Raw genomic sequence first — 13,380 nt, forward strand, 5'->3', positions numbered from 1 at the left:
AATCACGCGTCGCTTTCCTCTTCGACATGGGCGACCCGTGCCCCGGCCTTGTTGCTGGTGACGACGCCCAGCGATTTCAGCTTTCGGTGCAGCGCGGAACGTTCCATCCCCACGAAAGACGCGGTGCGCGAAATATTCCCGCCAAAGCGGTTGATTTGCGTCAGCAGGTATTCGCGTTCAAACAATTCGCGCGCTTCACGCAGGGGCATGGTCGCCAACGAGCTGGACAACACCACACGGCCCTCTTCGGTTGGGGCTTCCGAGGTTTCAGGCAACTCTTGCGCCGCGATTTCGCCATTGCCATCGCCAAGGATCAACACGCGTTCGATCACATTCTTCAGCTGGCGCACGTTGCCGGGCCATTCCATCGTCTGCAACAAGGTCTTTGCTTCGTCGCTCAAGGGGCGCTGCGGCAGGCCCTGACTTTGGTTGAACAGATCGATGAAATGAGCCGCCAGTTCGGGGATGTCTTCGCGCCGTTCATCCAGGGCGGGCACGTTGATCGGGACCACATTCAGCCTGTGATACAGCTCTTGGCGGAAGGCGCCGGCGTTGATCTCTTTTTCAAGATCACGGTTGGTGGACGAGATCACCCGGATGTCGACCTTGACGTTACCTGCGCCGCCAACGCGTTGAAATTGCTGATCAACAAGGACGCGCAAAATCTTGGACTGGGTGCCAAGTGGCATATCCGCGATTTCATCGAAATACAGTACCCCGCCATGGGCTTGTTCCAGCAAGCCGGGTTCCTGCCCGCGCTCACCGTCTTCACGGCCAAACAGCACTTCTTCCATACGGTCGGGCTCTATCGAAGCCGAGTTCACCACGGTGAACGGGGCCGAGGCACGGTTGGAATTGGCGTGGATGTAGCGCGCGGCGATTTCCTTGCCACTGCCCGCCGGGCCGGTCAGCATCACCCGACCATTTGATTTTGTCACCTTATCCAACTGCCCGCGCAGGGTTTTATACGCCGAGCTGGAGCCGATCATTTCCGCCGGTGTGCTATCGCCGCGTTTGAGTTCGGTGTTTTCACGGCGCAGACGCGAGGTCTCCATTGCCCGGCGTATCACCACCAGCAGCTGGTCAATATTGAAGGGCTTTTCGATGAAATCATACGCGCCTTGTTTGATCGCCGCGACAGCGATTTCAATGTTGCCATGGCCCGAAATGATTACGATCGGGATTTCAGGGTTTTCCCGCTTAACCTTGGTCAGGATGTCGATCCCATCCATCTGACTGTCTTTCAGCCAAATGTCCAAAATCATCAGTGCCGGGGGCTCTTGCTCAATCGCCTGAATGCATTGATCTGAATTCGCTGCGAGGCGGGTGGTGTAACCTTCGTCCTGCAAAATATCCGAGATCAGCTCGCGAATGTCGCGCTCGTCGTCCGTGATCAGAATATCGCCCATGGGTACCTCTTACTGCTATTGCGCCGCGGTCGTTGCGCGGAGATCGGTGTCATCGAGACGCGGCAGGGTGATCACCGCCTGTGCGCCTCGATGGCTGTTGTTTTCAAATATATTGGCGTCGGTCAGCGCCAGGGTGCCGCCATGCTCTTCGATGATCTTTTTCACGATGGACAGGCCAAGACCGGTGCCTTCGCTGCGGGTCGTCACATAGGGTTCAAACAGCTTGGCGCGGTCTTCTGGCAGACCGATGCCGTTGTCGCTGATACGGATCGTGACGTTTTTCTTACTGGGTTCCATGGTGACACGGATTTCAGGCGCATGACCTGTTGGAGCCCCATTTTCCTGCAGGCTTTCAATGGCTTCCCCGGCGTTCTTGATTAAGTTTGTCAGGGCTTGAGTGATCATGGTGTCGTCCAGCTCGGCCATGATACTGGCGTCGGGAAGGTCCGCGTGGAAGGTCACGCCGGGCTGGCCGGCTTCCTGCAATAGCACAGCATCACGAGTCAGCGCCGTCAGATCGCTGATACGGCGGTCGGGTTCGGGCATGCGGGCAAACTTGGAAAACTCATCAACAATGCGCCGCAAGTCATTGGTTTGACGCACGATTACGTCCGTCATCTGGTTTAGGCCTTCGGCGTTATCGCCCAGCTCTCGGCCATATTTGCGGCGGATCCGTTCGGCCGACAGTTGGATCGGGGTCAGCGGATTCTTGATTTCATGTGCGATCCGGCGCGCGACGTCTCCCCATGCGGCCATCCTTTGGGCCGATACCAGATCGGTCACGTCGTCAAAGGCAACCACATAGCCCACAAGGTGACTTTTTTCGTCGCGCCGCGTGGCCATGCGCACCAGCAGATTTTCCATCGCGCCTCGACGCAGCAGGCGAACTTCCTTCTGGGCCGTTTCCGCGCCCGAGCCGCGCAGCCGGTCAAACAGCCCGGCAAATTCGGGTACCATTGCTTCCAGCGGTGGGTGTTCGTCCAGATCTTCCATGTCCAGCAATCGTCGGGCTGATCGGTTCATGAAATCGACTCGGCCCTGTTCATCCAGTCCGATCACCCCCGAGGTAACCGAGCTGAGCACCGAATCGAACAGACGTCGACGATCTTCGATCTGGCGGTTGTTCGCCATCAGGGTGCTGCGTTGTACCTTAAGTTGCTTGGTCATCTGGTTGAAGATTCGACCCAGCATGGCGATTTCGTCATCGCCTTTTTCCTCGACCACGCGCACATCCAGATCACCTGCCCCAACCCGTTGCGCTGCGCCAGCCAGGCGCCCCACAGGGCGTGACAGCCGCTCTGCGAACCACAGGCCAAGCCAGATCGCGGCAAGGATCAGGATCACGGCAAACCCGATGTAAAGCAGGCCGAATTCAAACAGCAGCCGTCCCCGGTCGGCTTCCAGTTGTTGATAGAACAGTGCGGTTTCCTGCGTTTCATCCAGCAAAGCCAGCAATTCACCATCAACGATGCGGGTGATGTAAAGATAGCGGTCAACATAGGCGGACAGCTTGATCAACCCGCGATATTCGTCATTTGGCAGATCAGGCAGCAGGACAATATCGCCCAATTCGGCCTGGGCGATTTGCGCCGGGCTGGGAAGCTCATAGTCAAACAGATAGGAACGTTCACCGCGCGCTTTGATTTCACCGGTGCCGTCAATGACGTAAGCCTCTTTCAAGCCGCGCTGCACCTGCCCCTGCGCGGTGGTCAAAAGGCGGCGCACCTCGGCATCGGACAAGAAGAATGAACTCTGCCGTGCAAGGTTCAAAAAGGCAGCAACGGCCTGGGCGTCTTCGGTTAAATCGGCGCGGTGCTGATCTTCATAGGCCTGCGCGGCCTCCAGTGAAGAGCCGACAACCTGGCGCACCCGATCTGAAAACCACCCCTCAAGCCCGGTGTTCACCGTCAGCCCGGCGAAGACGGCCACCAGAACGGTTGGAATCAGCGCAACGATGGCGAAGACGCCGGTCAGACGCAGGTGAAGCCGCGACCCCGCCGAGTGGCGCCTGCGCGCTGAGATCATCTGTGCGACGCGAAACGCCACAAGTGTTGCCACGGTCAGGATGTAGACAAGGTCGGCCAGCAGCGTCAGGCGCAAAACAACCGAGTTTGCGCTGTGATCCAGCGGCCCCAACAAAAGCAGGGTCAAAATAGCGAGCGCTGGCCCCAGAACAACAAGGCTGAGCGTGGCAAAATTGCCCCAACGCCGCATGCGGCGCAGCTTCATCAGCCGGTCCAGCGTCGTGCTCGGCGCTTTGGTCAGCACAATTCCCTCGTAAATACTGCACCGCGGTCATACGCGGGGCTTTTGACTTGCGCCCCTTTGGTTTGCGGCCAAAGGGCAACGCTCGTGTTGCGTATTTACATCAACTTGCGGCGGCGAGTCACGCGAATATCAAGGTCAGTGATCTTCTTACGCAAAGTATTTCGGTTGATCCCCAGCAGATCGGCGCATTTGGCCTGATTGCCGCCGGTCGCGTCCAGAGCGATCTCGATCAGGGGAAGTTCGACCTCGCGCAGGATGCGGGCATAGAGGCCCGGTGGTGGCAGAACCCCACCGTGCAGATCGAAGTAACGGCGCAGGTGCTTGGCGACCGAAGCTGATAGCTTTTCGCCTTCACCACCACCGACGTGCGGCTCGATCTCGGGCTGGTTGCCCAGCACCATTTCGACCTCGGTGCGCGCAATGACCTCTTCTGAGGATGTCACCATCAGGCGGCGAATAGTGTTTTCCAGCTGACGCACGTTGCCGGGCCAGCTGTAGGCGCGGATAAGTTCCATCGCATCTTCGGCAAAGCGGCGCAGCGGCAAGCCTTCGCGTTCCGCACGGCCCAGAAAGTGATCGGCCAGCAGCGGAATGTCATCAACGCGTTCGCGCAGGCTGGGTACGTTCACCGTGACCCCACCAAGACGATAGAACAGGTCCTGACGGAACTCGCCCGACTCCATTTTGTTCATCAGATCGGTCTGCGACGTCGCCATAATGCGCGGTGCCTTATCGCCGAAACTGTCCAGCATACGCACGATGCGTGCCTGGGCCTCGGCATCCAGATCGGACACCTCGTCAAACAGGATCGATCCCCCCTTGGCCCGCAACAGCAGATCCGAGGGGCCATCCATGCCGCTTAGATCCGACGCTGAAGCGGCCACGAAGGGCATGTTCCGGCGGTCAGAGAAGTCATGGATCGCACGGGCGATCAGCGACTTGCCGGTGCCGGATTCACCGGTGATCAGCACCGCCAGATCGGTGTTCATCACGCGCGCAACAAGACGATACAGCGCCTGCATCTGCGGCGTGCGCCCGACCATGGGCAGATCTTCGTTTTCCTCGCGCGGCGGCGGGCTGGTGGGCGCGGCGGGGGCACGGCGCTTGGTTTCCAGCGCACGCGCTGCGCGTTTCATCAGGTCCGGCAGATCGAACGGTTTGGGCAGGTAATCATAGGCCTCGGCCTCGGCCGCTTGAATGGCGGTCATGATCGTATTTTGCGCCGAGATCACAATCACCGGCAGGCCGGGGCGTTCCATGTTAATCTTGGGCAGCATTTCCAGCCCGTTGCCGTCTGGCATGACCACGTCCGAGATCACCAGATCACCTTTGCCTTCCTGAACCCAACGCATCAGCGTGGTCAGGCTGGAGGTGGCGTGCACCTTACACCCGGCGCGGGTCAGGGCTTGGGTCAAAACTGTACGGATTGTGCGGTCGTCATCTGCGACCAGAACTGTACCGTCCATCAGTTATCCTCCGATATTTTGGATTTGGAGAGAGGTTTGGCCCGTGGGGCCAAGGGCAACGAAATTCGGAATACCGTGCGACCAGGCGCGGATTCAGTGGCGATCAGGCCATCATTTTCAGACACGATCTTTGACACCAGCGCCAAGCCAAGCCCGGTGCCGTTCTCACGGCCTGAAACGAAGGGTTCAAACACTTCTGACGCGATTTCAGGCGGCAGGCCGGGGCCGTCGTCGATGATCTCGATCTGCAGCGGTACCGGGATGGTCTCGCCGCTGGCAATTAAACGGCGCAAGGAGCGATCATAGAAGGTGTGAATACGGATGGTCGAGCCTTGGCCGCTGCGGGCAATGGCTTCGGCCGCGTTTTTGATCAGGTTCAAAAAGACCTGCAACATCTGATCGCCGTCGGCCATGGTGGCGGGCAAAGATGGATCATAGTCGCTGATGAAATGCACATTGGCGGCAAAACCCAGCTCGGCTGATTTGCGAGCGCGGTCCAGCAGATCGTGCAGGTTGACGGGTTTGCGCTCGGGGGGGCGCAGGTTGCCAAACTGTTCGACCTGTTCCAGCAGCTTCACGATGCGCTGGCATTCGGTCACGATCAGGTCGGTCAGTTCCATGTCATCTGGCGGCAGGTTCATCGACAACAGTTGCGCCGCGCCGGTGATGCCCGCCAGGGGGTTCTTGATTTCATGAGCCAGCATTTCGGCCATCCCGATCGCTGATTTCGCAGCGGATTTAGAGCTTTGTGCGCGGTCCAGCTTGCCCGCGATCTCGCGCGGGGAAATCAGCAGCAGCAGCGTATCGTCATCCTCGCCCAACGGGGTTACCTGCACGTGGCACTGAACCGAGGCTTTGCCCGGCACCTGTACGTTCAGGTCGTTGAACACCATGGGCGATTGGTTGGCGCGAACCCGGCCCAACATGGCTTCGTTCAGGATCGAAATCTCGACCACGTCATACAGGTGTTTATCCCGCAAAGAGCGGCGCGAGCGGTAAAGAAAGGACTCCGCCGCGGGATTAACCCGCGCAATCGTGTTGTCGCCGTTCAGCACCAGTGTCGGCATTGGCAGGGCCGACCATATGGCGTCTTTTTCAAACATCATGCGGCCTGCCTGTGGTCGTGGTTCAGGGCCTCTGGCAGCAGTGCCAGAACCTGTGCGCTTGACGGGCTGGTCAATACTGCGCGGCGCAGGTTGGCCGGGGTTTGGGTGTGATCCATATACCAGCCCAGATGCTTGCGTGCGACGCGCTGGCCCAGCTCTTCGCCATAAAACGACAGCATGGCGTCGTAATGGGTGCACACCAGTTCGGTCAGCGCCCCGCCTTGGGGGGCATCCGTCTGCGGTGCATCAAACAGGTCGTTGGCGATCTGCGCCAAAAGCCAGGGCTGCCCCTGAGCGCCGCGCCCAATCATCACGCCATCAGCGCCTGATTGCTGCAAAGCACTACGGGCGGAATCAGCGCCCAGAATGTCCCCATTTGCGATGACCGGAATGCTGACAGCCCGCTTCACATTTGCAATTGCCGCCCAATCGGCAGCGCCCTTATAGAACTGGCACCGGGTGCGGCCATGGATGGTGATCATCTGGATGCCGGCATCTTCGGCGCGTTTGGCAAGTTCCGGCGCGTTCAGCAGTGCATCATTCCAGCCCAGACGGGTCTTAAGCGTAACCGGCACTGAAACAGCGTTCACCACAGCTTCGATCAAGGTCAACGCATGATCCAGATCTTTCATCAGGGCCGAGCCCGAAGCCCCTGCCCCGCTTGCGCTGGTAACCTTCTTGGCCGGGCACCCCATGTTGATGTCGATGATCTGAGCGCCGTTGTCTTCGACCATGCGAGCGGCCTCGGCCATCCAATGGGCTTCGCGTCCTGCCAGCTGCACGGCGGTGTTGTCACTGTCAAAGCCCAGCTCGGCCTTTTCACGCACACCGGGTTTTGCTTGCACCATTTCCTGACTGGCCACCATTTCAGACACCACCAGCCCAGCCCCAAAGCTTGAGACAAGATTACGAAACGGCAAGTCTGTGATCCCGGCCAGCGGGGCCAGGAAAACCGGGGGGGACAATGATGTGCTTGCCAGTTTTATGGCCAAATGCTCAATCCTTGTGCAATCAATGATCGGATTAGCGCTCTGATGAATTCAGAGTCAATTCCACCCGCCCATTATCGCGCCACAATACGTATGGCGATTAAAATTTATGCAAATGGCCACGTTTATCTGCCCCATTGCCCCGATGCGTGGCAGCGCGTAGACGAATAGATGACAAGTTGGTCAGAACTTGGCCGACTTAACCAATCGAAAACGAGAAACAGTATGATCCGCGCGCTCACCACCTTCTTTTTCATCGGCAAATTGCGCCCGGCGCCCGGCACCTGGGGGTCAGCGGCGGCGGTTGCGGTCGCGTTGGTATTGCATGGGCTGGGCGGCTTTGTCCTGCTGGCTGTAGCGACGGTGTTGGTGACGCTTCTGGGGTTTTGGTCGATTGCCCGTGATCTGGAAACCCGCACGGAAAAAGACCCGTCCGAAATCGTCATCGACGAGGTCGCAGGACAGTGGTTGGCGATGCTGGCGCCCTCGCTTGGCTTTACAATGGCGGGGCTGGACAGCTGGAATTTCCCTTGGCCCGGCTGGGTTGCCGCGTTTGTGTTGTTCCGGTTGTTTGACATCTGGAAGCCATGGCTGGTCGGGTGGGCAGACCGCAAGGGCGGCGCGATGGGCGTGATGCTTGATGATCTGATCGCGGGTGTGTTCGCCGGGATCGGTGTCATTGTCTTGGCCGGTCTCTATCACGGGGTTTTGGCATTATGACCTATGGTCCTGCGCAAACCGTGCTTGAGCTGGCCCGCGAGGCTGGCGTCTTGCTGGCAGCAGCGGAATCCTGCACCGGCGGTCTGATCGGCGGTGCGTTGACAGAGGTCGCGGGCAGCTCTGACGTGTTTGATCGTGGTTTCATCACCTACTCCAACGCCGCTAAAATGCAGATGCTGGGCGTGAAGGCAGATACCTTGCGCCAGTTTGGTGCGGTGTCCGAGCAGGTCGCACAAGAAATGGCCCTTGGGGCGCTCCGCCATTCGCGCGCTGGCTTGACGGTTGCTGTGACGGGGATTGCCGGCCCGGGCGGGTCTGACCACAAGCCCGAAGGGCGCGTGTGTTTTGGTATTGCCAATACGGCAGGTGTCTGGACTGAAACGCAAGAGTTCGGAGCTCTGGGGCGCGAGAATGTGCGCCGCGCGACGGTGGAGCATGCTCTGGGCTTGCTTGAGGCGCGCCTGGCCCAAGATTCACAAAAGATTAAAAAGTAATCTAAAGGGCGCATAAAGCGCCCGAAAGTAATGCGATCTACAAAACGCACACTAAATAATCGACATAATGACACCATAGCCCTTTGTTTGACCTCTTAATTGCTGCTTTTTGCGCCGCAATAAAAACGGAAGGGGAAATTCAATGAACGGTGCGGATACCGCCTGGATCATCGTTGCGACAGCCTTGGTGCTGTTTACGCCATTGCCTGCTTGATGAGCGTGCTTTGGCTTGTTGCGGGCTATTCAATCGCATTTGGCGATGGTGGTGCCTATTGGGGCGGGCTTGGGAAGGTCTTGCTGTTGGGCGTAGGAACCGAGGACCTTGCAGGCACCCTGCCCGAGATCCTGTTCTTTGCGTTCCAGATGACCTTTGCGATCATCACCCCGGCGCTGATCGTGGGTGCCTATGTTGAACGTGTCGGTTTTGGCTTTGTGCTGCTGTTTTCGTCCCTGTGGATGCTGCTGTGCTATGCGCCGGTCGTCCATTGGATCTGGGGCGGAGGCTTCCTGTCTGACGGCGGTATCTTTGGCGAGACCGGTGTCAAAGACTTTGCCGGGGGCATCGTCGTGCATGAAACGGCCGGCATCGCGGCGCTGTTGATTGCCGTGTTCCTTGGTCCGCGCAAAGACCGCACCACCCCGCCCCATAACCCCGGCTACGTGATGATCGGCGCAGCAATGCTGTGGGTTGGCTGGTTCGGCTTTAATGGCGGTTCGCAGTTGGCGGCGGATGGTGGCGCTGCACTGGCGCTGACCGTGACCCATATTTCGGCCGCGACCGCGTCGCTGTCATGGGCGCTGTGGGAGAAGATCAAATATGGTAAAGCGTCTCTGGTTGGGATCGTGACGGGCACCATCGCGGGTCTGGCGTCGATTACCCCGGCGTCGGGCTTTGTGGGCCCTGTTGAGGCGCTAATCATCGGCGCGGTTGCCGGTGTGCTGTGTCAGGAAGCCGTGAACCTGATCCGCAATGGGCTGAAGATCGACGACACGCTGGATGTCTTCGCCGTACACGGCGTAGGCGGCATCTTTGGCACGATCATGATCGCGGCCTTTGGTGCGGGCTCCTGGGCGGCGCAGCTGGGCGGCCTGGCCGTGGTGGGTGTGTTCACCGTGGTGGTCAGCGTGGTGCTGATCAAACTGGTCAGCTTGATCACCCCGCTGCGCGTCGATGCCGAGACCGAGGTAACCGGTCTGGACCTGACCACCCATGGCGAGCGCGCTTACGACATTTCGTCGTAAGCCAATCACATAAACTTAAAACGGGCCCATCGGGGCCCGTTTTGCATTCCGGTTAGCTGCGATACAGATCGTCTGCCCGGTCCTCGAACGCTTTGACGATGCGCTGCATGGCCTCGTGAAACACTGCGCCAATGACGCCTTGCAGAACACGGTTCTTGAAGTCGAAATCGACGTGAAAGGCGACGCGGCAGCCGCCATCAGGCAGATCGGTGAATTCCCACGTGGAATGCAGGTGTTTGAAGGGCCCGTCCAGATAGTCGGTTTCGATGCGGCGTTCCTGCGGGAAAAGTTTTACCCGGCTGCCGAATCTCTCACGAAACACCTTGAACGAGATCACCAGATCGGCCTCCATCACCTCGCCGCCCTCTATCGGTTTGCGGCTGCGGATCCGGGCGGCCGCGGTCCAGGGCAGGAATTGCGGATATGATGCAACATCTGCCACCAGATCAAACATCTGTGCGGCAGAATAGGGCAGGTCTTTGGTGTCAGTATGGGTCGGCATGGGCCCGCAAAGCTGGTATCAGTGAGGGGTCATTTCAGCCAAAACGCGCCAAAGATCAAGGGACAGCCGATATGCAGAGACCTTATGACATAGACGAGATGATCTCGGCCAAGACGATCGCCGCCCGAATTGAGGGACTGGCCAGCGATATTCGCAGCCATTTTGGGGATACCGACAAGCTTGTTGTGGTGGGGCTGTTGCGCGGCTCTTTCGTGTTCATCGCCGATCTTGTGCGCGAGCTGGACCTGCCGGTTGAGGTCGATTTTCTGGAAGCGTCTTCTTATGGCGACAGCACAGAAAGTTCGCGCGAAGTCCGCATTTTGAAGGATTTACGCGGTGAAATTGCCGGGCGCGATGTGCTGGTGGTCGAGGATATCGTGGACACAGGCTTTACCCTTAGCCACGTGTTGCACCTTTTAGAAGGGCGTGGGCCAAAGCGGCTTAAGGTCTGTGCGTTGTTGGATAAACCGGTTCGGCGCGAGGTGGAAATCAAGGCCGATTGGACCGGGTTTGAGATCCCCGATGAATTTGTCGTGGGGTATGGCATTGATTATGCCCAACGCAATCGCAACCTGCCCTTTATCGGCAAAGTACGGTTTACCGAATGAATCCCCGCCATCTTCTGCGCATGTCCAAATGGGCGCGCCGCCCCCCATCCGAGGCGCGGGTGAAGTTGGTGATCGGGATCATTGTGGCCTGTTTGGTGCTGGCCGGGATCGAGTGGCTGGTGGGCTGGCCCGATTGGTTGACGCTAAACGGCGACCCGCGCGGACGGGTCGGTTTTTAACCTGCCGTCGCCCGCAGCAGGCGTTTGCGCGCCGGAGGGATCGCTTTGATCTCGAGCCCGGTAAATACGTGCAACGTATTCAGATCGCGGTCGACCACCGCGTGGTCTGACACCCAGCCCCCCATCATCAGATAGGTCCGCAGCAAAGGGGGCATGCCTGCCAGCGCCTGTTTGGCGTCGGGTTTTTTCTGACGCAGTTTTTGCGCGAATTTAAAGACGTTGGGCGCTTTGATCCGTGGCAGGAATCGTTTGGGTGCCAGATGTTTTTCCTTGAGCAGCGCGAAGGCATCCATGTAGGTGTCTGCCTCGGTGCCTTTGAACGAAGAACAGCCAAACAGCATCTCGACATCTGCCTCGTCCACATAGCGGGTCATTGCCCCCCATGCGACGCGCAGAATGTCGGGGTCTTTCCAATCCGGGTGAATGCAAAACCGGCCCATTTCAACCATCGGGCCGTCAATCTGATGCAGCGCGGACAACTCGTAATACTGCGCGGAATAGCTTTGATCGATCTGCGCCCCGTCCTGCAGTGGCAGCAGGCGGAAACAGCAAACCAATGTGCCGGATTTGGCTTCCTCGACAAGGATATGCTTGCAGATATCGTCAAATATGTCGCGATCTGCGCCGCTGCCACGAAACGACAGGCCGCGTAATTTCTGCGCCGCGCGCACATCCGCCGGGGTTTGGGCGAAGCGGGCAACGTAACGACCTTTGCGCAATGCCAACATGGGCGCGTTCCTCTAAGCTCTGGCGGATTGTGTCCGACAGCTTACATATGGTTGGTGGCCCATAACACACAAGATGTGACAGGTATTTGACGAAAGGGAAACGGGATGAGCGACAAGATCACCAAAACAGATGCCCAATGGCGCGAACAGCTGTCTGATTTGGCATATAAAGTGACGCGCAAACACGGCACTGAGCGCGCTTTCACCCATGATGACTTTCCGAAAGAGGCCGGAGTGTTCACCTGCGTTTGCTGTGATGCGCCGTTGTTTGAACAGGCCACAAAGTTCGAAAGTGGCACCGGCTGGCCCAGTTTCTATCAGCCTCTGGACCCTGAAATGGTTGGCGAAAAAGACGACCGCAGCTTTTTCATGCGCCGGACCGAAGTGCACTGTAACCGCTGCGAGGCCCATCTGGGCCATGTCTTTCCCGATGGGCCTGCGCCCACCGGGTTGCGATATTGCATCAACGGTGTGGCGCTGAAATTTGAGCCCGAATAAGCGCTTAGTTATCCAGGAACTGTTCTGCGGTGAAGTTGCCGACATTGCCCAACAGCTGAGCGATGAACGAAACACCTTTGATGTTGTCGTCGGTCACGCGGCGGTTCAACACGATCACCCGGCCATCTTCCAGACCGTATTGTTCGATGTTGCTGATGGTGCCCGCGTCATCAAAGCTGACAGCGACAACGGTGCGCGAGACTTCTTTGGTGGCGGTAAAGCCGCGCGTGTTGTGCACGGACTGCACATAGTACCAAGCGTCTTCATTTACGATGCCCGACGCTGACGGTGGCCCGACCAGTTCGCGCAGCGAATCCCGATTGTCGACACCAACGATCAGTGTTTCCAGATCGGCCTGAGATGGCGCATAGCCATGGCGATCGACGATTGGCGTACAACCTGACAGCACCAGCGCAACCACGCCTGCGCAAGTTATTGCCCGCACCCCCCGGATGTTTCGCATTCCGACCCCTTGTCATGCCGTTCTTTGCTCCGTATCGGCTTATAGAAGGAATGGCTCCGGTTCAAGAATGGAACGTTAACGTGACCCAAAGCACAGACACTCAATTGCGTATGCCCGGGCTGAGCCAGGGCAAAAGTCATCGGTTTAAACTGGCTCCTGACGCTGATCAGCGTGCGCAGATCGCTGAACGGCAGGGGTTGGTGTCGTTGCGCAAGCTCAGTTTTGAGGGCGCCTTGCACCCGGATGGCAAGAAAGACTGGCACCTGATTGCAAAGCTGGGCGCGACACTCGTGCAGCCCTGTGTGGTGACGCTGGAGCCAGTTTCGACCCGGATCGACGTGGATATAAGCAATCGCTACGTCGCCAAGATCGAAGAACGCGAAACCGGCGAAGAAATGGAAATGCCCGAAGATGAAAGTATCGAGCTGATCCCCGAGGTTTTGGACCTGAATTTGGTGATGGAAGAAGCACTGGCGCTGCACGTGCCGCTTTACCCGCGCGCAGAATCGGCTGAATTGTCGCAATCCACCTTTGCCGGACCCGGAATCGACCCGATGCAGGACGAAGATACCAAACCCTTCGCAGGCCTTGCAGAATTGAAAAATAAGCTGCTAAAAGGCAGCCCAGAGGACGAGGGTAACTCCTGAGCGTGGCAATAACAAAAAACACTTGCGCCGCGCCCAAATCCGAGTATGTTCCCGGCCTCGT

Annotated in this window: 14 protein-coding genes and 1 pseudogene; 7 read left to right on the forward strand and 8 right to left on the reverse strand. The window is 58.3% G+C overall.

Annotated elements, in window-relative coordinates:
* Positions 1–2: 2 nt before the first annotated feature.
* The 5 genes from ntrX to dusB all read right to left on the reverse strand — a co-directional run bounded on the left by ntrX (position 3) and on the right by dusB (position 7,241).
* Positions 3–1,409 (reverse strand): nitrogen assimilation response regulator NtrX, encoded by a 1,407-nt coding sequence (gene ntrX / locus ATO10_RS03210; RefSeq protein WP_035247877.1) that lies wholly within the window; start codon positions 1,407–1,409, stop codon positions 3–5.
* A 15-nt stretch (positions 1,410–1,424) separates the two neighbouring features.
* A complete protein-coding gene (locus ATO10_RS03215) occupies positions 1,425–3,638 on the reverse strand; it encodes a sensor histidine kinase NtrY-like (protein ID WP_035248355.1) in 2,214 nt (737 codons plus the stop codon).
* 134 nt (positions 3,639–3,772) lie between these two features.
* A complete protein-coding gene (locus ATO10_RS03220) occupies positions 3,773–5,143 on the reverse strand; it encodes a sigma-54-dependent Fis family transcriptional regulator (RefSeq protein ID WP_035247880.1) in 1,371 nt (456 codons plus the stop codon).
* Positions 5,143–6,246 carry a two-component system sensor histidine kinase NtrB gene (locus ATO10_RS03225; protein WP_035248356.1) on the reverse strand — a complete coding sequence of 368 codons (1,104 nt, stop codon included), beginning with the start codon at positions 6,244–6,246 and terminating at the stop codon, positions 5,143–5,145. The genes ATO10_RS03220 and ATO10_RS03225 overlap by 1 nt, the downstream gene beginning before the upstream one ends.
* Positions 6,246–7,241: a tRNA dihydrouridine synthase DusB gene (gene dusB / locus ATO10_RS03230; RefSeq protein ID WP_035247883.1), complete on the reverse strand. Its 996-nt coding sequence runs from the start codon at positions 7,239–7,241 to the stop codon at positions 6,246–6,248. The genes ATO10_RS03225 and dusB overlap by 1 nt, the downstream gene beginning before the upstream one ends.
* A gap of 222 nt (positions 7,242–7,463) precedes the next feature.
* Here dusB and ATO10_RS03235 point away from each other — a divergent pair, with 222 nt between their 5' ends.
* The 3 genes and pseudogenes from ATO10_RS03235 to ATO10_RS03245 all read left to right on the forward strand — a co-directional run bounded on the left by ATO10_RS03235 (position 7,464) and on the right by ATO10_RS03245 (position 9,694).
* Positions 7,464–7,958 (forward strand): phosphatidylglycerophosphatase A family protein, encoded by a 495-nt coding sequence (locus ATO10_RS03235; RefSeq protein ID WP_035247885.1) that lies wholly within the window; start codon positions 7,464–7,466, stop codon positions 7,956–7,958.
* Positions 7,955–8,452 (forward strand): CinA family protein, encoded by a 498-nt coding sequence (locus ATO10_RS03240; protein WP_035247888.1) that lies wholly within the window; start codon positions 7,955–7,957, stop codon positions 8,450–8,452. The genes ATO10_RS03235 and ATO10_RS03240 overlap by 4 nt, the downstream gene beginning before the upstream one ends.
* A 142-nt stretch (positions 8,453–8,594) precedes the next feature.
* A pseudogene (locus tag ATO10_RS03245) lies at positions 8,595–9,694 on the forward strand (ammonium transporter).
* Between the two features lie 52 nt (positions 9,695–9,746).
* Here ATO10_RS03245 and ATO10_RS03250 read toward each other — a convergent pair.
* Positions 9,747–10,196 (reverse strand): type II toxin-antitoxin system RatA family toxin, encoded by a 450-nt coding sequence (locus ATO10_RS03250; protein ID WP_035247892.1) that lies wholly within the window; start codon positions 10,194–10,196, stop codon positions 9,747–9,749.
* A gap of 71 nt (positions 10,197–10,267) precedes the next feature.
* Here ATO10_RS03250 and hpt point away from each other — a divergent pair, with 71 nt between their 5' ends.
* The gene (gene hpt / locus ATO10_RS03255) at positions 10,268–10,804 is read left to right on the forward strand and encodes a hypoxanthine phosphoribosyltransferase (RefSeq protein WP_035247895.1); all 537 of its coding nucleotides are present in this window, start codon (positions 10,268–10,270) and stop codon (positions 10,802–10,804) included.
* Positions 10,801–10,983 (forward strand): hypothetical protein, encoded by a 183-nt coding sequence (locus ATO10_RS03260; protein ID WP_035247898.1) that lies wholly within the window; start codon positions 10,801–10,803, stop codon positions 10,981–10,983. The genes hpt and ATO10_RS03260 overlap by 4 nt, the downstream gene beginning before the upstream one ends.
* Here the strand turns inward: ATO10_RS03260 and ATO10_RS03265 are convergent.
* Positions 10,980–11,711, reverse strand: coding sequence for a GNAT family N-acetyltransferase (locus ATO10_RS03265; protein WP_035247900.1), 732 nt, complete (start codon positions 11,709–11,711; stop codon positions 10,980–10,982). The two genes, ATO10_RS03260 and ATO10_RS03265, sit on opposite strands and share 4 nt — an antisense overlap.
* Positions 11,712–11,816: 105 nt before the next feature.
* Here ATO10_RS03265 and msrB point away from each other — a divergent pair, with 105 nt between their 5' ends.
* Entirely contained in the window at positions 11,817–12,209 is a 393-nt protein-coding gene (gene msrB, locus ATO10_RS03270; protein WP_035247903.1) for a peptide-methionine (R)-S-oxide reductase MsrB, read from the forward strand.
* Between the two features lie 4 nt (positions 12,210–12,213).
* Here the strand turns inward: msrB and ATO10_RS03275 are convergent, their stop codons facing one another.
* On the reverse strand, positions 12,214–12,672 hold the full coding sequence (locus tag ATO10_RS03275) for an outer membrane protein assembly factor BamE (RefSeq protein WP_035247906.1): 459 nt from the start codon (positions 12,670–12,672) through the stop codon (positions 12,214–12,216).
* Between the two features lie 80 nt (positions 12,673–12,752).
* On the opposite strand from ATO10_RS03275, the gene ATO10_RS03280 reads away from it, so the two are divergent.
* A complete protein-coding gene (locus tag ATO10_RS03280) occupies positions 12,753–13,319 on the forward strand; it encodes a YceD family protein (protein ID WP_238323353.1) in 567 nt (188 codons plus the stop codon).
* Positions 13,320–13,380: the final 61 nt, after the last annotated feature.

The organism is Actibacterium atlanticum (assembly GCF_000671395.1).
In the GTDB taxonomy this organism is placed as follows: Bacteria; Pseudomonadota; Alphaproteobacteria; order Rhodobacterales; family Rhodobacteraceae; genus Actibacterium_D; species Actibacterium_D atlanticum.

Coding starts and splice junctions, on each gene's coding strand:
- ntrX (WP_035247877.1), bottom strand. CDS start 1,409: ATGGGCGATATTCTGATCACGGACGACGAGCGCGACATTCGCGAGCTG.
- ATO10_RS03215 (WP_035248355.1), bottom strand. CDS start 3,638: ATGAAGCTGCGCCGCATGCGGCGTTGGGGCAATTTTGCCACGCTCAGC.
- ATO10_RS03220 (WP_035247880.1), bottom strand. CDS start 5,143: ATGGACGGTACAGTTCTGGTCGCAGATGACGACCGCACAATCCGTACA.
- ATO10_RS03225 (WP_035248356.1), bottom strand. CDS start 6,246: ATGTTTGAAAAAGACGCCATATGGTCGGCCCTGCCAATGCCGACACTG.
- ATO10_RS03235 (WP_035247885.1), top strand. CDS start 7,464: ATGATCCGCGCGCTCACCACCTTCTTTTTCATCGGCAAATTGCGCCCG.
- ATO10_RS03240 (WP_035247888.1), top strand. CDS start 7,955: ATGACCTATGGTCCTGCGCAAACCGTGCTTGAGCTGGCCCGCGAGGCT.
- ATO10_RS03250 (WP_035247892.1), bottom strand. CDS start 10,196: ATGCCGACCCATACTGACACCAAAGACCTGCCCTATTCTGCCGCACAG.
- hpt (WP_035247895.1), top strand. CDS start 10,268: ATGCAGAGACCTTATGACATAGACGAGATGATCTCGGCCAAGACGATC.
- ATO10_RS03260 (WP_035247898.1), top strand. CDS start 10,801: ATGAATCCCCGCCATCTTCTGCGCATGTCCAAATGGGCGCGCCGCCCC.
- ATO10_RS03265 (WP_035247900.1), bottom strand. CDS start 11,711: ATGTTGGCATTGCGCAAAGGTCGTTACGTTGCCCGCTTCGCCCAAACC.
- msrB (WP_035247903.1), top strand. CDS start 11,817: ATGAGCGACAAGATCACCAAAACAGATGCCCAATGGCGCGAACAGCTG.
- ATO10_RS03275 (WP_035247906.1), bottom strand. CDS start 12,672: ATGCGAAACATCCGGGGGGTGCGGGCAATAACTTGCGCAGGCGTGGTT.